The organism is Neisseria weixii (genome assembly GCF_042658245.1).
GTDB classification, from domain to species: domain Bacteria; phylum Pseudomonadota; class Gammaproteobacteria; order Burkholderiales; family Neisseriaceae; genus Neisseria; species Neisseria weixii.
The window spans coordinates 52017-72623 of the sequence record NZ_JBHSPY010000006.1; the positions used below are offsets into that span (position 1 = coordinate 52017).

Below are 20607 nucleotides of genomic sequence, written 5' to 3' on the forward strand. Positions count from 1 at the left end.
TGTATTATTTCTATTTTGAAACGACTATGCACTATTCCTTATCGGCAAATTATGCTGCCAACCATTCGCCTATACGTTTTTCCATCGCAGCGGCACTCAAGCCCAAATCGTCAAGCAGCTTGGCAGGATCACCGTGCTCGGTCACTATATCGGCCACACCCAACACCAGCACAGGCTTGCAGATTTTGTGTTTTGCCAACACTTCCAACACCAAGCTGCCGGCACCGCCTTGTTCGGCGTTTTCTTCAACGGTTACCAAGTAATCGTGCGATTTTGCCAATTCAAGAATCAAGGCTTCATCAACCGGCTTGACGAAACGCATATCCGCCACACTGGCATCAAAGGTTTCGGCGGCTGTTAAAGCCGGTTGCACCATGCTGCCGAAGGCGATAATTGCGGTTTGTCTGCCTTCGCGGCGCAACACGCCTTTGCCCACCGGTACGGTTTCGAGGCCGTCTGAAACAGGGGTGCCGCAACCGCTGCCCCGCGGGTAACGCACAGCGGTCGGCGCATCCAATGCGTAACAGGTTGAAAGCAGCAAGCGGCATTCGTTTTCGTCGCTCGGTGCGGCAATCACCATATTCGGAATGCAGCGCAAGAAGCTTAAATCATACAAACCGGCATGGGTCGGCCCGTCGGCACCCACTACACCGGCGCGGTCGATAGCAAACATCACCGGCAGATTTTGCAGGGCGACATCGTGTACCAATTGGTCGTACGCGCGCTGCAGGAAGGTAGAGTAAATCGCCACCACCGGCTTCACGCCTTCGCAAGCCAAGCCGCCGGCAAAGGTGACGGCGTGCTGCTCAGCGATACCGACATCAAAATAACGTTCGGGAAAACGCTGCTCAAATTCCACCAAGCCGCTGCCTTCGCGCATGGCCGGAGTAATCGCCACCAAACGCTGATCGGCCGCTGCTTGGTCGCAAACCCACTTACCGAAAATTTCGGTATAGGTCGGCTTGGCAGCGGCCGGTTTCGCTTCAGCCACTTGCGTTTGCGGCTTAGCAGATACGGCGTGGTATTTCACCGGATCGTTTTCCGCAAGCTTGTAACCGTTGCCTTTTTTGGTAATCACGTGCAGTAATTGCGGCCCTTTCCTGCCACGCAAATCCTGCAATACATCCACCAATTTTTCCACATCGTGACCGTCTACCGGACCGGTGTATTCAAAACCGAAATTTTCAAATAAAGAAAGCGACTGCTTCACATGGTCAGCTTCGCTGGCCATGCTTTTGATCTTGTGTTCGACTTTTTGCGCAATTTCCATCGCACCCGGTAATTTGTCCAAAACCTTGCTTGATTGTGCCTTGATGGTCGAGAACAATCCGTGCATATCGCGCACCACGTTGCTGGCTAAGTATTTCGGTAATGCGCCGACATTCGGCGAAATCGACATTTCGTTGTCGTTCAAAATCACCAGCAAATCCACGTCCATATCACCGGCGCAGTTTAAGGCTTCAAATGCCTGCCCTGCAGTCATTGCGCCATCGCCGATAACCGCCACGCTGCGGTTGTGCGAACCTTGCAGCTTGTCAGCAATTGCCATACCGAGTGCCGCGCCGATGGATGTCGATGAATGCCCCACGCCGAAGGTATCGTATTCTGATTCGCTGCGCTTGGGGAAACCGGCCAAGCCACCGTATTGGCGGATGGTGTGCATGCGGTTGCGGCGGCCGGTAAGGATTTTGTGCGGATAGCTTTGATGGCCGACATCCCAAACCAACTTGTCATCAGGCGTGTGGTATACGTAATGCAGCGCAACCGTCAATTCAACTGCCCCCAGATTGCTGGCAAAATGACCGCCGGTTCTGACAACCGACTCCAGCAAAAAAGTACGCAATTCGTCGGCCACTTGCGGCAACCGGCCTTTATCCAGCGCGCGCAATTGTTGCGGCTGTTCGATGAGGTCTAATAATGGGGTATGACTCATGGTGTGATTTTGGGGTGATTTATTGATGTAATGAAGAATTATAGCAAGACTTCAGCCGATTTATCAGCCTGATTTTACAGGCCGTCTGAAAAAGGGAAAAACGGCCGCTTTTGCCTGAGGCCGTGAAAGTTTTGCCGCTTCATGCTAGACTGTCAGCAATATTTACCGAATAAGTTTTTGATATGTCCGCAATAAAATCTTTATTCTCCCTGCCGCTGCTGCTGGCTTTGGCAGCCTGCTCCCCTTCCGAACCGGCCGGCGCGCCGCCGGCCGCATCCGCACCCCAAGCCGCATCACCAGTGGAATACGCCGGAATCACCGCCGCTTCCATGGCTTCCGCTGCGGCTGCTTCGGATATAAGCGCTTCTTCAACCATTCCACACTTGGGCGGCGAGTTAAGCGCGCAAAATCAAGCCAAATGGCAGAGCTACACTTGCGAAGAAAATCAAAAAATCGATGTACGCTACTACAAAAGCGATGCCGGACCAACCGCCCAAATCCGCCACAAAGGTTTAAACATCAGCGCGCCTTACAGCCCTGAATTGAGCGATGAAGATTTAAGCGCATTCAGTAACGGCGAATTAACTTGGACCATCGGCAACTTTGTGCAAACCGATTTCTATCAGGAAAGCGACGGTTTCCTCATACGCCATGAAAAGGTTGAAGGTATCGGCGAAGAAGGCATCGTCGATCATTTGTTGGTGCAGGGTTGTATGCCTGCCAAATAATTTCCAATTATTCAAAGGCCGTCTGAACGCGTTTCAGACGGCCTTTGGTTTATTTTTCCGTTTTTCGTTTCGCACGCGGATGCGCTTCGTCATACACTTGCGCCAAATGGTCGAAATCCAGCTTGGTATAAATCTGCGTGGTGGAAAGATTACTGTGCCCTAACAATTCCTGCACTGCCCGAATATCGCGCGAAGCTTGCAACAAATGACTGGCATAACTGTGACGCAGCATGTGCGGCGACAAATGTTGGCCGCTGACCTGCTTGGCTGCCCATTGCGCCAAACGCTTCTGAATCTGCCGCCGTCCCAAACGTTTGCCGTTTTTGCCGGTAAACAAAGCCGTTTCATCATCAGCAGCAATGCGCACAGGCAGATAAGCGGCAATGGCTTCGCGGCTTTTCTGCACCAGCGGCACTTGGCGCTGCTTGTTGCCTTTGCCTGTCACACTCACCCAACCTTCATCCAGCAGCACATCGCCCAGATTCAAACCATGCACTTCACTCAACCGCAGGCCGCTGCCGTAAAGCAATTCAAACACCGCGCGATCGCGCACGGCCAAATCGGAATCGTCATCATCACTATCCAGCCAGTGATTGAGCGGTTCCTGCTGCAAGGCTTTGGGCAACCGTTGCGGCGGCTTGGGCGCTTTAAGATTATGAGCCGGGTCTTTATCCAGCAAACCCTGCTTCATCAGCCACGCACAATATTGCCGCCACACTGATAATTTGCGCGCCAAGCTGCGTTCGCCCAAATTTTGCTGCGACAGTTTTTTTAACGCCGCCACCATATCCGCACGCACAACCTCTCCGTCTTCAGACGGCCTTGCCGCCAGCAAATCATGCAATTGCGCCAAATCACGCCGATAGGCAGTAAGCGTGTGCGCCGACTTGCCTTGCTGCTGCAAATCCGCCAAATAGGCATCTTGCTGCGCGAAAAATTGAGTCTGTTTCATATTCAGACGGCCTCCAATACTGCTTTTAAAGGTTCCGGCAAGCGGCAGACGCGTTGCGCGGCGTAATCGAAACACACCATACGCGTTTGTACGCGGGCTATTGATTTTTCGTCCGACTCACGAATCAAATGATAAAGCAGCGTAAAACCGCTTTTGCCCACATCAGCCGCACCCATGTCGATGCGTAAATCATCACCGTGATGCGCCTGCGCCAAATACTGCACCGCCGCATCGGCCATAATCAGCCCGGCACCGCCCGCATCCAATTCGCTCCAGTCCTGCTGCTTCAGCCAGCGCATACGCGTTTCATGGCAAAGCCGCAGCACGGCATCATTGGCTAAATGCCGGCCATAATTAATATCGCCGATTTGCACGGCCATCTGCGTGGCAAACAAAATATCATCAGGCGCAGCTACAATGATTCTTGGCATAGGGTTCCTTTTTAATTTCAGACGGCCTTGATCAAACTGTTATTATCTAACATCTTACGTTAATCGCAAATATTTACCGATGGCTTGCCTGAATCTAAATTCATCTCAAACGGATGTTATTAACATATGAAACTAATGTAGCCTTATGTAGTCTTTTAAGGAAAAAGCGATTATAATTTGCCTACCGTTCATTTCCACACTACCTTTAGGAGATTCTTATGGCTCTTGTATCCATGCGCCAATTGCTTGATCATGCCGCAGAAAACAGCTACGGCCTGCCTGCATTCAACGTCAACAACCTCGAACAAATGCGCGCCATTATGGAAGCCGCCGACCAAGTGAATTCACCGGTCATCGTTCAAGCCAGCGCAGGTGCGCGCAAATATGCCGGCGCGCCTTTTTTACGCCATTTGATTTTGGCCGCCGTTGAAGAATTTCCGCATATTCCGGTAGTGATGCACCAAGACCACGGCGCTTCGCCTGACGTGTGCCAACGCTCGATTCAATTGGGTTTCTCATCCGTGATGATGGACGGCTCATTGATGGAAGACGGCAAAACACCATCTACTTACGGATACAACGTTGACGTGACCCGCACTGTTGTCAACTTCGCCCACGCTTGCGGCGTATCGGTTGAAGGCGAAATCGGCGTATTGGGCAACTTGGAAACCGGTGAAGCCGGCGAAGAAGACGGCGTAGGCGCAGTTGGTAAGTTAACCCACGACCAAATGCTCACCGGCGTGGAAGACGCGGTTAATTTCGTGCGCGATACCGGCGTGGATGCTTTGGCGATTGCAGTCGGCACCAGTCACGGCGCATACAAATTTACCCGCCCGCCAACCGGCGATGTATTGCGCATTGACCGCATTAAAGAAATCCACGAAGCCCTACCGAACACCCACATTGTGATGCACGGCTCAAGCTCAGTTCCGCAAGAGTGGTTGAAAGTCATCAACGGGCACGGCGGCAACATTGGTGAAACCTACGGCGTACCGGTTGAAGAAATTGTGCAAGGCATCAAATACGGCGTGCGCAAAGTCAACATCGACACCGATTTGCGCTTGGCTTCAACCGGCGCCATCCGCCGCTTTATGGCCGAAAATCCGGCAGAATTCGATCCGCGCAAATATTTGGCGAAAACCGTCGAAGCCATGAAACAAGTCTGCATCGACCGCTACCTGGCATTCGGCTGTGAAGGCCAAGCCGATAAAATCAGACCGGTTTCTTTGGAAAAAATGGCGGAAAAATACGCCAAAGGCGAATTGAACCAAATCATCAAATAATGCGTTAACAAGCTGACAGGCCGTCTGAAAAAAATCTTTTCAGACGGCCTAATATGTAGGAAATTGTCGGGTTGTTTACACTTTTTATGCAAAACAGCTTTTATTTTCTGCCTAAATGATTATTTTAGGATTGTTGGGCATTATCAAGAACCATGCGGCGTTGCCGTGCCTTTCGGCATTCTTGACAACACTCAAAAATCCCAAAATGGATCTTCAAGCAAAAAAGCAAAAGTGTAAACAACGCTAGGATTTTCTACACCACAAAAACCATGAATATAGAGAAGACCCCGCGCAGATAGGAATCTAGGCCAATCGGTTTCAGGAATATTGAGCTATTGCGGTAATTTGGCGTTCTGGATTCCCCCTACGCTAGCAGTAGCATAGCGCACTTGCGCAGCTGATAACGGAGGTGGTAAACATAAATATCCTTCAACTTACCCACCAATAAAAAAGAGTCTGCCGAAGCAGACTCTTTTCTTTCAAACTAACCGGTTTAGATTAGAATTTGTGACGCAGACCAACCATACCGGCAGTAGTTTCGGTTTTGTTGTCGCTCTTACCGGCGCGCAACCAACCTGCAGATACCAAAGCGCTGGTACGTTTAGAGAAGTCGTAGTCGGCACCAACGATGACTTGGTTGTATTGAGTGCCGCTCAATTTCTTACCGTCTTTAGCTTTAGCTTTGAAACCGTGAGCGTAAGAAACGCGTGGGGTCACGTTACCGAAACGGTAACCGATAGTAGCAGCAGCTTCGTGTTGTTTCACACCGGCAGAAGAGTCGGTAGAAGCATTGTAGCTGTCATCATTTGCCAATTTAGCCTTGTAGCTTCCCTCACTATCCCAACCATTGGTGTATTGGTAGCCCAAAGCAGCCATCAGGTTGTTGGCATCGTAACCAATTACACCACGGTGTACTTGACCGGATTTGCTTTCGCCATTAGCAACGTAAGCAGATTTTTTCAGGCCGTAAGCATATTGACCGAAGAAACCGGCGTTTTCATAGTTCAAACCGGCGTAGTAGGTAGAAGTATCACCGGCATTATCACCACGACCATTAGTTAAACCTACACCGCGGACAGTAGATTCATTATCGCGCAGAGTGTATTGAACGTTAGCGCTTACACCGCCGAATACTGGGGTGTCGTAACGTACGGATACGGCACGCTCGTCAACACGGGTAAACATACCCAAGCCCAAAGCCGGGTTGCTGTATTCCCAAGGATCCAATGCGTCGCTAGTGTCTTTCACAGAAGAATCCAATTTACCGGCACGGATTTTACCGAAGCCGCCTTCCAAACCGATGAATGATTCGCGGGTACCCCAGCCTGAATCAGTACCGGCTACAGAAGCGCTTTGCTCCAACTGCCAGATAGCATTCAGGTTGTCAGCCAAGGGCTCGTGGCCTTTGAAACCGATACGAGAACCGAAATCGGTAATTTTAGTTTCGGTATGGCTTTCATTACGGGTTACCTTACCAGCAGCGTCGGTTTCTTTTACTTTGGTTTTACCAACTTCAACACCTGCTTTGATTTGACCGTACAAAGTCACATCAGCCATAGCTGCAACAGGCAAAGCTGCCAAAGTCAGAGCAATCAGAGATTTTTTCATTGCTGTATTCCTTTTCTATCATGAAAATTAACTTAAGCAGACCGAACATCTACTTAGGCCTTACATTATCGCTGGAATCAGCGATTCCATGAGTGTCACTATAATTGTTCCCTTCTAAAAAAACAAACTTTATAGGCATCAACTGCGTTATCCTCGCCTAAAATATTTGAAACTTACCTCTAAAAATTAAAAAAATTTTCTTATAAATCAATTATTAATTCATATAAAAGTTGTTGTGCATTTTTACAACACAGATTCTTTGACTTCCTTATTGCCAATTAACGCAAAGCCATAGTCATTCTTATTTCATGGTTTCTTTTCCAACTGGGAAACAATGTTTACATAACCAGATTGATGTATTTACAACCAACTCGGTATATCTGCTTTAAGTATGTCAAACTCATCCGGATAATCGACACCGGTCAAATACAGCCCGTCGGGCATAAAGGTAGGCGGCGCTTTCAGACGGCTTTTTTCTTCTATTAAGCTTGCAAAACCTTCAATACTAAGCTTCTTACTGCCGACATAAACTAATGCGCCCATGATGTTGCGCACCATGTGATGTAAAAAAGCATTGCCGTGCAAATCCAGCTTGAGTAATTCGGGCGTGCCGCTAATATTGGCGCTATATAGTGTTTTAATGGGGGATTTAGCCTGACACATGGAAGCGCGGAAGCTGGAAAAGTCTTTTTCACCTTCCAATAATTTCGCTGCCTGCTGCATTAATTCGATATCCAAATCCAAATGCGTCCACCCCGCCTTGCCGACCAGCAGCGGCGAGCGCACAGGCGCAGATTGCAACAGATAGCGGTAATGCCGGCCATAGGCATCAAAGCGGGCGTGAAAATGCGCGGCCACCGGCTGCGCGTGCCATACGGCAATGCCCTGCGGCAAATGAGCGTTTACGCCCCTTATCCATGCTTGCGGCGGCCGATGGGCACCGGTATCAAAATGCACAACTTGCGCGGTCGCATGCACACCTGTGTCGGTGCGCCCGGCAACAATCACGGAGATGGGTTCTCCGGCGAGAAGACTGACGGCACGCTCCAAGGCCGTCTGAACCGTCGGCACTTCGCCTGCCTGCTTTTGCCAACCGTAAAAACGGCTGCCATCATAAGATAAGGTTAATGCCCATCGTTGCTTATTGGGATTTTCCAGCATAGTCAATGTGATGATCGGGTTGGTAGGTTTATATATTCTATATAAAATAAAGAAAAAAGATGCCGTCTGAAAAACAGCATCTTTTTCTGGGCGTAAGTCATGATGGGGATTTATGCGCCTAATTCTTCCAGCATGGTTTTGGCTTTGGCCAAAATCGCACCATCCGACTCTTCCAGCAATTCTTGCAAGGTTTCGCGAGCCGCTTCAGGATCGCCGATTTCGACATACATTTTCGCCAATTCATATTTGGCTTCCAATGGCGCGGTCATACCGACGGATTCTGAAATAAAGCCTGATTCACGAGAGCTGCTGTCAGCCGTCTCGGCTACAGCAATGCTGTCCCATTCAATGGTTTCATCAGCTTCAGTCACTTGCACCGCTTCGGTATTGAAATCACCCGCATCTTGGAATGACAAGGCTTCGGCTTGCTGAATATCGAATAATTCAGGCTCAGCCGCCACTTCTGCTTCCACTGCCTCATCACGCAATTCAGGGCTTGGCTCGAAAGTGGCATCAATCACCGGTTCCGGCTCCGCCTCCGGCCAAACGGATTCCAAAGGTGCTTCATCATCGGCTTTATCGGTTTCCGCTGCCGGCGCTTTCGCATCGGCAGCAACCAAAACAGCAGAATCTACGGCAGCCGGGTTGCTGTCTGTTGATTCGGCTTTGGCCTTAGCATCTTCAGCAAAGAAATCCCATTCTTCTTTAACTTCAGTTTTGGCTTCTTCTACTTCAAAGTCCCAAGATTCGCGTTCAGACGACTGTTCGGTAACGAAAGCATTGGCAACCGGTGTAGCTGGTTTTTCAATCGCAACATCCTCAACGGAAGCGTAGGGATTTTCAGGTTCCGGTTCATAAACGCTTTCCGTAGATTCAATGGTATCCCAATCCGCATTACGGCGTTTTTCGGTTTCCTCATCAAGCGTTACCGCGCCGGATACAATCGCAGCTTGAGCATTGTCGATATCATTTAAGTCTACATCGACATCGCCTTGTTTGGCAGCCGGAGCATCTTGCACTTCAGTAAAGAAGATATCGTCGCCGAAATCGTCTTCCACTTCCAATTCGTCATCCGGTTTTTTGGCGACATAAGCGGCCGCGGCAGTTGCCGCTGCACCTACACCGGCAGCAGTCGCCATGGTTTTAGCCGTATTGGAAACAGGCTGTTCTGATTCAGGCAATGGTTTGTATTCGGTAACGTTGTCTTCAGGAGTGAACGTCTCTTCTTTTACCACAGGCTGCACGGCTTCTTCTGCAGGTTCAACCTTGCGTTTACCCAACAATTTAGACAAGAAGAACAAAGCGATTAATGCCGCACCGCCTAACAGCAACCAACGCCATAAGCTGTTATCACTTGAATCTGCGGCTTCTTCTTGTGGTGCTGCGGGTTCGGTTACCACCGGATCAGCAGGCTCGATTGCGCCGGCTTCTGCAGCAACCGGCGCTGAGGCTGCGGTGACCGCTGCATTGTCAGCCGCTTCAGAAGCAGCAGTTACGGCAGGTTCTTCTTGTGAAGCAGCTTGATCGGCAACTTGCGCTTCGGGTTCTGTAACCGCCGGTGTGGTTGTGGTTACGGCAGGTGTTTCTACCGACGCTTCTGTTGGTGTTGTTGCTGGCGGTTGGGTTTCCGCCGGCTTCGCTACCGGAGCCGCTTGATTGGCATAGGTTTGGAATTCACCGCGGTCCGGAATGCTCAATACCTTACCGGCCAACATGCGGTCGGCATTATTATTGATGAATACATCCGGGTTGGCGTTTACCAAAGCCTGAACGGTTTGCGCCAAGGTCATGCCTTGCGGGCGAACACGGCTGGCAATACCGGTCAAAGTTTCGCCTTGGCGTACCAAGTGGCGTTTGCCGTAAACGATACCGCTGTATTGTTGTTGCGGTTTTGACTTCGCAGCTTTGGCGTTACTGTCGGCACGGCGCACCGGTTTATCGTTGCGTGTATCAGGCGTATTGCTGCTGCCGATGGCACGATTAATGCGTTCGTGGGCGGCTTGGCGATCAAACGAAGTAGCAGCCGGGGCAGCTTCTACTCGGGCAACCTGATTGTTCTTGTGCCCACGGATGGCGGCGCTGTCGGTTTTGGCGTTGTAGTCTGCCGGATCGATAATGGCGGTATATTCGCGCGATTGCGAACCGACGCTGACCTGAAAAATCAATACGGGATCTTGAATCGGCTTAGACGAGCGGATGTTGACCACGGCTTTGTCACCACCGGTTTTGCGGATGCTGGCGCGCAGATTACCGTTGGAAATCGAAGCTTTACCACCGTTGAGCAAAGCTTTAGCCTCATTTCCGGTGACGGTGATGGTGCCTGAGAAAGGTTCGCCCAAATGTGAATGGACGTTCAAACCGCCCAATCCGGCCATGGCACTAATTGACGTCATCAATGCCACGGAAGCGGCGATTAATTTAATTTTATGGTATTTTTTCAAAACTTAATCCCCTGTTTGAAATGGCAGCGCGGCTGCGTAATCCGTGCTTAAACTGTGTATCTCGTGATGATATATTCTAAAGTACCTATCTGCCAAGTCATCTGATCAAATTAAATTAAAAATCGACAGGAAAATTGCAACTTTATAGCTACTATCGTTTCTTTTTTACAAATACATTGGAATAATTACTTAGCTTACTAGATGGATAGCTCACCTGAAATACTTGAATTTTTAAGATGTACAAATGTCGTGCATCTGAATGCAAAGCGCTGTACCAGCCATAGCGAAAAAGATGCAAAAACCTAATCAGGTCTTGTATCATAGGCTATGATTTTTCGTTAGGATTGATTGTTATCTTAAGAATCATGAAATAAGAATCCATCATACAAGCGCTTGAGCTGTGATAAGATAAATACTTTCAGACGGCCTTTTCTCTCATGCCGTCTGAAACCCGATCTGCGGTATCGGCCTTTGCCGACACCGATTTATCAAAAGGATACATTTATGCAATACTTCATGTTATTGGCTACCGATGCCGACGGCGTACACGAAGCCCGCATGGCGGCGCGCCCTGATCATTTGCAACGCTTGGAAGCCTTAAAAGCCGAAGGCCGCTTGCTGACCGCCGGCCCGAATCCTTTGCCGGACAATCCGGAACGCGTTTCCGGCAGCCTGATTATTGCGCAATTCGAATCGTTGGATGTAGCGCAGGAATGGGCGGAAAAAGATCCTTATGTCGATGCCGGCGTGTACGAAGAAATTTTAATTAAGCCGTTTAAACCGGTATTCGGTCTGTAATCATGGATATGCAGGCAGAAATCGAAGGCCGTCTGAAAAGCTTGGATTACCAGCTTTTTGAATTTGAAGACGAAAGCCATCTCCACATCGGCCATGCGGGCAACAAAGGCGGTGGGCATTATGCGGTCGTGATTGTGAGCGAAGCCTTTCGCGACGTCAGCCGTCTCAACCGCCAGCGCATGGTCAAAACCTTATTAAACGATTTATTTTCAGACGGCCTGATTCATGCCTTGAGCATCAAAGCCGTTACTCCTGATGAATATTTCAACTGATTCAACAACAAATTGAGAAAATTATGAAAAAAACCTATGTTACTTCGGCTGTATTTTTCGCCCTTGCTTCAGGCAGCCTGCTGGCGCAAACCTTAGTCACTGTCAACGGCCAAGCCATCAACAGCAGCATGATTGATGCGCAAGTTAAAGCAATTCGCGCTGAAAACAAACAAATTCAAGATACCCCCGCCCTGCGCCGAAACCTGACCGAACGCCAAGTGATTTCCACCGTGGTCGGCCAAGAAGCCAAACGTTTGAAACTAGACCAAAGCGCAGAATACAAACAGGCCTTGCAACAAGCGCGTGCTGCCGCCGATAAAAGCGGCGCCTCCAAAAAAGCCAATTTCAAAACCGAATGGGCGGTATTTCAAAGTGACTTGCTAGGCCAAGCCTACGCCGCTCATGTGGCCAAACAAAATCCGGTGCAGGAAAAAGACGTTAAAGCCGCTTACGACGATTTCAGCAAATTCTATAAAGGCACGCAAGAAGTGCAATTAGGCGAAATCGCAACCAACAGCAGCACTGATGCCGAAAAAGCCATCGCCGATTTGAAAGCCAAAAAAAGCTTCAGCAGCGTGTTGAAACAATACTCGGTTGATGAGCAAGCCAAACAGACCGGCGGCATTCCGAATATGTATGTACCGCTGAAAGATCTGCAACAATCTGCGCCGCCTTTGTATCATGCGGTGAAAGACCTGAAAAAGGGCGGCGTGACCGCCAAACCTTTGCAAAACGGCAATATTTACAGCGTATTCTATGTAAACGACCGCCGCAACATTACCCTGCCGACTTACGATCAGGCCAAAAACGACATCGGTCGCGATTTGCAAGCTGCCCGCATTGATGCTTCAGTGCAGTCGCTGCTGCAAAAAGCCGACATCAAACCGGCCAAATAATTCAGCGACGGAGTAAATGATGAAATATCAAACGGCGGTGGCCGGCATTGTTGCCGCAGCGGTGGCCGGCTTCGCGATTGCCAACGCACCGGAAATTCCTGCCGCACGCATCGACAGCATGGTGAAAGAAGTGTTGCGCCAAGCCGACCAGCATCCGAACCAAACGTCCAAACCGAACGGTGCAGCCATCCGCAAGGATGTGGTGCGTCAGTTGCAGACATTTGAAGTATTGAAAAACGAAGCCCTGAAAGTGGGATTGGATAAAGACCCTGAAGTGCAAAACCAATTCCAGACCATGGAAGCCCAGTTTTACGCCACACAATACGCGCAATATCTGGAGCGCAACACCACTGTTGACGACAACGATTTGCACAAAATCTACGAACAGCAAACGCGCATGATTAAGCTGCAACAAGTGAGTTTCAACAGCGAGCAAGAAGCCCGCGCTGCGTTGGAATTGCTGCGCAAAGGCTTGTCGTTTGACGATTTGATGAAGCGTTATCCGAATCCGGAACAAGCGTTCAACGAATTCATCATGCCGCAGCAGTTGCCACCGCAAATGGCTGAAATTGTCGAGCCCATGAGTCGTGGCGACGTGACGCCTCATCCGGTAAAACTGCAGGATAAGTTTTATCTCTTTAAACTGGGTGCAGTCGAGCGCAATCCTGAAGCGCAGCCGTTTGAGCTGGTGCGCAACCAACTGGCGCAACAGGCCAAACAGCAGAAAGTGCGCCGTCAGATTGACGACTTGCTGAAAGCCAACGGCATCAGCCGCTGATAAAGCATTAAGGCATGAACAGGCCGTCTGAAATTCAGTTTTTCAGACGGCTTTTTTCTATCCAATCCATCTGTTTTTTATCTTTGATAATAGAACGGCTTTTGCATGCGTCAATAGATTATCCCATAATACGGTTTTCAGACGGCCTCGAGACTTTGCAAAATCTCATGAATACTCCGAAACCAAAACAGCAGTCATTCCCGTGCGGACGGGAATGACGTCGGTTTTGTGTACTCTGGCTTTTGAAGGCGTTGTACAAAGGCCTAACCTATTCAAAGGAACATCATGCGCGCAGTAATTCAAAAAGTAACCCACGCCCAAGTCGATATTATTGAAAACAATAGCCGCGATACCGGCGGCAAAATCGACAACGGCTTTATGATTTTGCTGGGTGTGACCCACGACGATACCGAAGCCGATGCCCGCTATATTGCCGATAAAGCCGGCAATCTGCGTATTTTTGAAGATGAAAACGGCAAGCTGAATTTGTCACTCAAAGATGTCGGCGGTTCGGTATTGTTGGTCTCACAATTCACTTTATATGCCGATGCCCGCAGCGGCCGCCGCCCTTCTTTCTCGCATGCTGCCCATGCCGCCCAAGCCGCTGCTTTGTATCAGCGCACAGCCGAATATCTGCGCGGACACGGCTTGACGGTGGAAACCGGCCGTTTTCAAACACATATGCAGGCGACACTGTGCAATGACGGGCCGGTGACACTGCTGCTGGATTCTCAAAAGCTGTTTTAGCCCATTGGCCTGTTCGGCCGATAAAAAAAGCCGTCTGAATACATTCAGACGGCCTAATGTTGTACATACAGCAATGTAGAACAAGGGAATACAAACAAACATGATCACAAACAATTGCATCACGCTGAAAATGTAAAGTGAATTTTACCATTATTAATATAAAATAGAAATACTTGTCAAAAATTATTATAAAAAAAGCCGTCTGAAATTTAACTTTCAGACGGCCTGATACCTCTATACCTGATGAGGCTTAATCATTCGGCAACAAACCTTCTGCTTTTACCCAAGCGACGATATCGGCTTCTACAGCCTCCGGGGAACCCGGATTGTCGATTTTCACACCGTATTCATCGGCTTCAAGCTCTTCCAGAATTTCCAATTGCGAATCCAGCATATCAGCCTTCATGTAATGGCCTTTGCGCGACATCATTCGCTCAAGGTTTACTTCTTGCGGCGGAGTCAGGTGGATAAATGCCACTTTACCTTCTGTACCGCGCAAAATATCTCGGTATTGTTTTTTCAATGCAGAACACGTCACAATCGAATACGCCGCGCCTGCTTGCGCCTGCGCCGTCATCCAGTCACGCAGATTGCCCAGCCAAGGATAGCGGTCTTCATCGGTCAGCGGAATGCCCGCACCCATTTTATCGCGGTTGGCTTGGGTGTGAAATTCATCACCTTCAGCATATGCACATTCGCCCAAATGCTTTTGCAGTGACAAGGCCGCCGTGGTTTTACCGCAGCCGCATACGCCCATCATTACAAAATGTACGGTCATATCATTCTCCTTAAACGATAGTAAAGGCCAATGCCGACAAAGCAAAACCAATCAGAGCAATCAGGGTTTGGTTAACTGTCCATGTTTTCAGTGTGGTCGGTACGTCCATATTCAACAAGCGGCCAACCAGCCAGAAACCGGAATCGTTAAAGTGGCTGCAACCGACAGAACCGGCAGCCGTAGCCAACACCACACAAGCCAATTGCCAATCGCTGAAACCGGCTGCCATCACTGCGGGTGCCATCAAAGCTGCGGCAGTGGTTAAAGCCACGGTAGCAGAACCTTGCGCAATACGCAACGCCAATGCCACCAAGAAGCAGCCCAGCAACACCGGAATGCCCAAATCAGCCATGCTGTCGGCCAAAGCCTGACCGATACCCGACGCACGCAATACGCCGCCGAACATACCGCCCGCGCCGGTAATCAGAATCACTGAGCACACCGGCCCCAACGCACCGTCGATGGTTTTTTCCAAAGCAGTAGCTTTTTCACCGCGCTTGCAACCCAAAACATACAGAGCCACCAATACGGAAATCAACAGGGCAATCGGTGTAGAACCAATCATGCGCAATGTTTGTACCCAAGCTTCATCGGCGCTGACCACTTTTTCACTGATTAAGGCAGCCAATCCGGTATTCAAAAAAATCAGCAACATCGGAATCAGCATAATGCCGATCACGGTTGAAGCTTTGGCAGGCTCTTTCGGGGAGTCGCTGTCTTGTGCGCCGCCACTCAAGAAATCAGGCACCGGCACATTAAACTTCCGGCCTAAAATCCGACCCCACAAATAACCACTGAAATACCAAGTAATCACCGCAACCGGCAAACCGACCAGCAGCACATGGCCGATGTTGGCGCCGTAAAATTCAGAAGCGGCAATCGGCCCCGGATGCGGCGGCAGGAAAACGTGCATCACCGAAAACGCACCAATCGATGCCATGGCATACGGCAAAACTGTTGCTTTCATACGGCGTGCAGTAGCAAATACAATCGGCAGCATCACCATCAAGCCCGCGTCGAAGAAAATCGGGAAACCGAAAATCAACGAAGCCACACCCAAGGCAAACGGCGCACGTTTTTCGCCAAACATGCGAATCAAGGCATCAGCCAGCGACTGCGCACCACCCGATGTTTCCACCAAGCGGCCGAGCATCGCACCTAAGCCGACCAGCAAAGCCACGCCGCCGAGCGTGCCGCCGAAGTTTCTCACCAACACATCATTAACAATATTGCCCATCGGCAAACCGGTGGCAATCGCCGTCAGCAGGCTGACGCACACCAGTGTCACCAACGCATGAATGCGGAATTTCACAATCATGACCAAAATCAGCAAAATCGCCGCTGCCGCAATCCCCAACAGCGTCCCTGCGTTGAGGGTTTGAGTCCAACCGTCCATTTGTCACCTTTCCATTGATAAAATGTAAACAGATTAAGAAAATTTCCAGCAAAATTTCGATATAAATTTAGCACAAATCATACCGCCATGCCGAAATCAAAATATTCTGTTTCAATAAGTGCATATTTATTAAAATGAAATTTTTCAAGCAAACCAACGTTTCCTGACTCAGATCAAAAACAGACAGGCCGTCTGAAAATCTGCATTTTCAGACGGCCTTGCCCTATTATATGCTCTTATCTATCTAATCTACCCTACTACTTTTCACTTGTGTTACCGCAAACTCAGTCTGCCTCTTCGGTTGACGCGTAAAAAACGCCGCATTACTTTGAATTTCTGCACCCTTAGGCAACACGGCTAAAATCTTACCCGACAAATCGCCTTCCCGCGTCTTCCATGCGTCAAGAAACTGCGCACGGCTCATCGAAACATGCCCCAATGACGGATCAGCCAGCAAAACCGTATCATCAGAAACACCGCGCAATACCGAAAAATGGTCGTCTTTACGGTATTTCAGATACACAATCACCGGAATTTTCAAAGCCGTCAACTGCTCAAACGTCAAAGCGTAGCCCTTCGCCTCAGGTAAAATCCGCTGCATATCTTCAAAAGAAGCCCGTTCGCGCGTTTTGTCCATTTTCTCAAGCACTTCCTCTTCCGTCAGCTTCTGCCCGTAAAAATTGTTCAACAACGTGGCCACCGAAGCCGTGCCGCAGGAAAAATCCAAATCCTGCTTCACGATATTGAAATCACGTTTTTCCTTCCAACTCTGTACCTTGATTTTGCCGTAAGCCAAAGGATTCTCATGCGGCATCGGCGCGGCATGGATCATCGGCAGAAGCAGGTATAAACAGAGTAAAAGACGGAGCTTCATCATATTTTCCTTTGAGCAAGGCCGTCTGAAAAATCAAACCAATATTTTCAGACGGCCTTTTCCGAATCTAAGATATTGCAAGGCAGCAGGTAGGTTGGGAACAAACCTAACAAAAACCGTAAATGATTAGGATAATGCTGGGTCGAGGCCCAACCTACCTTTGCTATAGTCAGCATGACAACCTTAACCAATAGATTATCATCGTTTTGTTATTTTTTACTACTCCTAATCTTATCTAGAAAATAGATACAAATACTAATAACAAAACTGACCGACATACTGAAAATACCGATACCTTTCCATCCAATCTCATATCCTTTCAATAAGTATACGATAGCAGAAAAACCCGCAGCTATACTGTATAGCAATGAAAAGCATATAGCATACAGCAAGATGGGAGAAATTTTTATAATTCGGTTATTTTCAGCAATATATTTGGCTAACTCACCACCAAATATCCCTGATAATAAATAAATAAGAAGGTTATCTTCCATAAATTATCTTTTATGCTTACCCAATGCCGCACTTGAAGATTGATTTAATCCAAACGCATTAGTACGAATAACAATATTGGGTACTGCATTTCCATTTCTCCATGCTTCCTTAGCAAAAGCTTTGGTTGAAATACCTGCACCGCGCAGCATAGCATTAGTATATCCGCCACCCACCATCCCCCGCCTACAGCTGCTAGTGTACTACGGGTAGAAGCAGGTTGTCCGGTACGATAGCAGCTTAGTCCGTGATTGCTCCATGCACTAATATTACCCACAATTAATGCACCTAGCACAAAAGGTGCCCAAGCCCCCCCTCGGTCTCCTTCATCTCCTGCCGAGACAATTCCGCCAACTGCAACGGTTTGTCTGCCTGAATGATTAGGATGATATCGATTCTCGCCCCAACCTACCTTTGCTCACGGGAGGCCGTATTTATCACACTTTAGAAGATTTATCAAATTTCAAATAAGTCCAAAACTCTTTAATAGCTTCCTTTGGCTTGATTTTTTTATTTTTTCCTACAATCAAAGCAAACATATTCCAAATAAACGCCAAAATCAAAAACAAACCTGCCCAAAAATCATATGTTTTTATCAATAAGGATACACAAATTATCAGTCCGCCCCCCCTATTATTTTAAAATTATTCCTACCGGAATTGAAACAAAGCATGAAAATCCAACCCAGTATAGGTACGACACCAAATAAAATAAAAGTAAGCATAACTGAATAATTAACTTTTAGAGTTAACCTACTGTTTCCAATATTGAAAAAGTAGGTATTAATATTGTAAAATTAGCGTCTATTATTAATAGTATGTGTTGTATTTGCTTTTTGAGCTCCTTGATTAAGAGCAAAAGTACCTGGTGTCCACGCTACAGCTCCTGCAATACCCCCACCCGCAGCAGCCCCCATACCTCCACCAATTGCAGCAGTTCCACTACCTATTGCGGCGGCACGTGCAGCTCCTCCGGCAGTCCCTATTCTTCCAGTTGCTTTATAAACATCATAATGATATTTCCATGCAGCAAATACTCCACCTCCTGCAACTGCTAATCCGAGTGGAATGAATTTTCCCTCCGTCTCCTTCATCTCCTGCTTCGACAATTCCGCCAACTGCAACGGCTTGTCTGTTTGCACTTCAAACACTTGCTATTTTTTTATTTGCTTCTCTATTTTTTCGGCACACCATAAAAAAACATAACAAATCAGGAACAATGCGGTAGAAAATAAAACTAAATCCCTTATCAACGTAGTGAAAAATTCAAAGCCAATATCATTGCCGTTTTTTACGGCATTAAATATATCTAAAACGAAGTATCCGCAAAAGAAAAAAACTGCGGCAGCAAAAGATAATGCAAATCTACTTATTTTCTTTTGGCTATATTTTGCAGACAGATGACCTAAAATGGCTGCCAATAAATCAGACATTGTTGTATCCCTAAATAAGGGGTGGCGAACAATGTTCGTCACCTCTTTAAATTTAAAAAGTTGGATTATCTGCGCCAAACACGATTAGCACCGTTATTGGCAATAGCACTATTAGCCCGCCATACATTTGCACCGGCATTTGTAAGGCTTGGGATAAATTTTGCTCCTCCACTGGCAATAGCTCCTGCTGTACCAAATGAAGCTCCAATTACTGCTCCAGTACCTACATTACCAGCAAACTTAGCATTATCCCATTTATAGTTTCCTTTATAGGCTCCCCAAGCATATCCTGCTCCGCCTACAATACCACCTATGGCACCACCAGCTACCCAAGGAGCCAAAGCCCCCTCCGTTTCCTTCATTTCTTTCTGAGAAAGTTCGGCCAGTTGCATAGGCTTATCTTGCTTCACATCAAAAACCTGATGTTCAAACTTCATCGGATTTTCAATCGATAAGGCCTGCACTTTATCATCTACGTTCAATTTCAATGGCTGCTTATTCGCCTCCTGCGCCATTACAGGTACAGCCATAACAGATAGAATCATCAAAGCTGAAATCTGTTTTTTCATTTTACAACTCCTTTGTTTACAGCGGTTAAAAAAACACCCCGTCAAAACGTATGCTGCACGCCCAATTTCAACTCGGAACTGCTTTGCCCCGAGATATTGAAACGTGCGGATGCGTTGAGCGACGTGGCTTTAGAAAAACCGTAGCCTGCACCCAGTTGGGCGTAAGCGGATGTGTTTCTGGCGGATTCTTTTTGCCCGTCCAAACGGTCGGGCTGTTTGCCCAGCCATTGGATGCCGCCTGTAAAGCTGATGCGGTCGTTGGCGGCAAAGGCTATATTGGGGTTAATCAGCCAGTAGTTGCCTGCTTTGTATTTGAGGCCGTCTGAAAGGGTTTTGCTGCCGTTGAAGCGGTAGGCGGCTGTTAAGGAAAGCACAACGGGATCGATGGCTTTGTAGGTGGTGGCACCAATAAGCCATGATTTGCCTGATGCGGCTTTGCCGCGTGATTTTTCGTAGGCCGTGCCTTCGATAAAACCGATCAGGGCGGGATTTTTGTCGTCTTTCAAAAAGGTGTGGCTGATGCCGAGCGATACGTCGGAAAGCCTGCTGTCGCGGCTTTTGCTGCTTTCTCCGGTTTCACCTTTAAAACCGCGCTCCTCACGCCAGATGTAGCTGCCGCTGCCGTATAAGTCGGTGTTGCCGGTCAGGCCGTAGCGCAGGCCGAGGGTGCCGGTGAGCAGGCCGCTGTTGCGGCCGTTTTCCTGCAATTCGGTGGGTACGGGGGGATAAACGTTGCGCTGCCGGTTTGAATCCGGTTTGAATATAGACGGGAGCGGCCAATTCGGTTCGGCGGCTTTCACTGTTAACATAGCCGACAGACGCTTCCAGCTTCAGCTTGCCTTTATCAGTAAGGATTTCTTCGATGTTTAATGGCAGGTCGGCATAGGCTGCTAACGGAAATATGCAGAATGGAATAAAATATATATTTTTCATAAATTTAACCAAATTTTCTCCAGTAAGGCAACCTTACCATCAGCTATTTTTTTTGCAAATTATTTTTATTTGTTTCTTTATCGAGGTTTGGAGCCATAAAAAAAA

At 48.3% G+C, this 20607-nt stretch carries 21 protein-coding genes and 1 pseudogene; 7 read left to right on the plus strand and 15 right to left on the minus strand.

Translation table 11 applies throughout. The features are described 5' to 3' along the window. Positions 1-49 precede the first annotated feature (49 nt). On the minus strand, positions 50-1933 hold the full coding sequence (gene dxs, locus ACFPVS_RS05075) for a 1-deoxy-D-xylulose-5-phosphate synthase (protein WP_378595465.1): 1884 nt from the start codon (positions 1931-1933) through the stop codon (positions 50-52). Positions 1934-2115: 182 nt separating this feature from the next. Here dxs and ACFPVS_RS05080 point away from each other — a divergent pair, with 182 nt between their 5' ends. Continuing rightward, the gene (locus tag ACFPVS_RS05080) at positions 2116-2661 is read left to right on the plus strand and encodes a hypothetical protein (RefSeq protein ID WP_198345292.1); all 546 of its coding nucleotides are present in this window, start codon (positions 2116-2118) and stop codon (positions 2659-2661) included. 49 nt (positions 2662-2710) lie between these two features. On the opposite strand, the gene xerC is transcribed toward ACFPVS_RS05080, so the two are convergent. Together xerC and ACFPVS_RS05090 are read right to left on the minus strand one after the other, a co-directional pair. Continuing rightward, complete coding sequence (xerC, locus tag ACFPVS_RS05085; RefSeq protein WP_096295917.1) at positions 2711-3613, minus strand: tyrosine recombinase XerC; 903 nt, start codon at positions 3611-3613, stop codon at positions 2711-2713. Between the two features lie 2 nt (positions 3614-3615). Next, positions 3616-4044: an acyl-CoA thioesterase gene (locus ACFPVS_RS05090; RefSeq protein ID WP_096295918.1), complete on the minus strand. Its 429-nt coding sequence runs from the start codon at positions 4042-4044 to the stop codon at positions 3616-3618. Between the two features lie 218 nt (positions 4045-4262). Between ACFPVS_RS05090 and fba the strand changes: the two genes are divergently transcribed. Then, complete coding sequence (fba, locus tag ACFPVS_RS05095; RefSeq protein ID WP_096295919.1) at positions 4263-5327, plus strand: class II fructose-bisphosphate aldolase; 1065 nt, start codon at positions 4263-4265, stop codon at positions 5325-5327. A 498-nt stretch (positions 5328-5825) separates the two neighbouring features. On the opposite strand, the gene porB is transcribed toward fba, so the two are convergent. The 3 genes from porB to ACFPVS_RS05110 all read right to left on the minus strand — a co-directional run bounded on the left by porB (position 5826) and on the right by ACFPVS_RS05110 (position 10537). Further along, positions 5826-6935 carry a trimeric porin PorB gene (gene porB / locus ACFPVS_RS05100; protein ID WP_378595466.1) on the minus strand — a complete coding sequence of 370 codons (1110 nt, stop codon included), beginning with the start codon at positions 6933-6935 and terminating at the stop codon, positions 5826-5828. Between the two features lie 360 nt (positions 6936-7295). Then, positions 7296-8093, minus strand: a complete 798-nt coding sequence (gene truA / locus ACFPVS_RS05105) for a tRNA pseudouridine(38-40) synthase TruA (protein WP_378595473.1) — start codon at positions 8091-8093, stop codon at positions 7296-7298. A 113-nt stretch (positions 8094-8206) separates the two neighbouring features. Next, positions 8207-10537, minus strand: coding sequence for a motility hub landmark protein FimV (locus tag ACFPVS_RS05110; protein ID WP_378595467.1), 2331 nt, complete (start codon positions 10535-10537; stop codon positions 8207-8209). Between the two features lie 504 nt (positions 10538-11041). Between ACFPVS_RS05110 and ACFPVS_RS05115 the strand changes: the two genes are divergently transcribed. The 5 genes from ACFPVS_RS05115 (at position 11042) to dtd (ending at position 14028) form a co-directional block, all read left to right on the plus strand. After that, positions 11042-11335, plus strand: a complete 294-nt coding sequence (locus tag ACFPVS_RS05115) for a YciI family protein (RefSeq protein WP_096295920.1) — start codon at positions 11042-11044, stop codon at positions 11333-11335. A gap of 2 nt (positions 11336-11337) precedes the next feature. Next, positions 11338-11607 carry a BolA family protein gene (locus ACFPVS_RS05120; protein ID WP_096295921.1) on the plus strand — a complete coding sequence of 90 codons (270 nt, stop codon included), beginning with the start codon at positions 11338-11340 and terminating at the stop codon, positions 11605-11607. Positions 11608-11630: 23 nt separating this feature from the next. Further along, complete coding sequence (locus ACFPVS_RS05125; protein ID WP_378595468.1) at positions 11631-12503, plus strand: peptidylprolyl isomerase; 873 nt, start codon at positions 11631-11633, stop codon at positions 12501-12503. A gap of 19 nt (positions 12504-12522) precedes the next feature. Next, positions 12523-13281: a peptidyl-prolyl cis-trans isomerase gene (locus tag ACFPVS_RS05130; protein ID WP_096295922.1), complete on the plus strand. Its 759-nt coding sequence runs from the start codon at positions 12523-12525 to the stop codon at positions 13279-13281. Positions 13282-13566: 285 nt separating this feature from the next. Then, positions 13567-14028 carry a D-aminoacyl-tRNA deacylase gene (dtd, locus tag ACFPVS_RS05135; protein ID WP_096295923.1) on the plus strand — a complete coding sequence of 154 codons (462 nt, stop codon included), beginning with the start codon at positions 13567-13569 and terminating at the stop codon, positions 14026-14028. Positions 14029-14278: 250 nt separating this feature from the next. On the opposite strand, the gene ACFPVS_RS05140 is transcribed toward dtd, so the two are convergent. The 9 genes and pseudogenes from ACFPVS_RS05140 to ACFPVS_RS05180 all read right to left on the minus strand — a co-directional run bounded on the left by ACFPVS_RS05140 (position 14279) and on the right by ACFPVS_RS05180 (position 20502). Next, on the minus strand, positions 14279-14806 hold the full coding sequence (locus ACFPVS_RS05140) for a gluconokinase, GntK/IdnK-type (RefSeq protein WP_096295924.1): 528 nt from the start codon (positions 14804-14806) through the stop codon (positions 14279-14281). A 10-nt stretch (positions 14807-14816) separates the two neighbouring features. Further along, a complete protein-coding gene (locus tag ACFPVS_RS05145) occupies positions 14817-16202 on the minus strand; it encodes a GntP family permease (RefSeq protein WP_096295925.1) in 1386 nt (461 codons plus the stop codon). A 244-nt stretch (positions 16203-16446) separates the two neighbouring features. After that, a complete protein-coding gene (locus ACFPVS_RS05150) occupies positions 16447-17034 on the minus strand; it encodes a C39 family peptidase (RefSeq protein WP_232507610.1) in 588 nt (195 codons plus the stop codon). 251 nt (positions 17035-17285) lie between these two features. Beyond that, positions 17286-17570: a hypothetical protein gene (locus tag ACFPVS_RS05155; RefSeq protein ID WP_096295927.1), complete on the minus strand. Its 285-nt coding sequence runs from the start codon at positions 17568-17570 to the stop codon at positions 17286-17288. 3 nt (positions 17571-17573) lie between these two features. Further along, positions 17574-17747 carry a hypothetical protein gene (locus ACFPVS_RS05160; protein WP_157742788.1) on the minus strand — a complete coding sequence of 58 codons (174 nt, stop codon included), beginning with the start codon at positions 17745-17747 and terminating at the stop codon, positions 17574-17576. Between the two features lie 617 nt (positions 17748-18364). Next, positions 18365-18718: a hypothetical protein gene (locus tag ACFPVS_RS05165; RefSeq protein ID WP_157742789.1), complete on the minus strand. Its 354-nt coding sequence runs from the start codon at positions 18716-18718 to the stop codon at positions 18365-18367. Between the two features lie 3 nt (positions 18719-18721). After that, positions 18722-19000 carry a hypothetical protein gene (locus ACFPVS_RS05170; protein ID WP_123803555.1) on the minus strand — a complete coding sequence of 93 codons (279 nt, stop codon included), beginning with the start codon at positions 18998-19000 and terminating at the stop codon, positions 18722-18724. Positions 19001-19065: 65 nt separating this feature from the next. Further along, positions 19066-19569, minus strand: a complete 504-nt coding sequence (locus tag ACFPVS_RS05175; RefSeq protein WP_378595469.1) for a hypothetical protein — start codon at positions 19567-19569, stop codon at positions 19066-19068. 41 nt (positions 19570-19610) lie between these two features. Beyond that, positions 19611-20502, minus strand: a pseudogene (locus ACFPVS_RS05180) (meta-pathway of phenol degradation family protein). Positions 20503-20607: the final 105 nt, after the last annotated feature.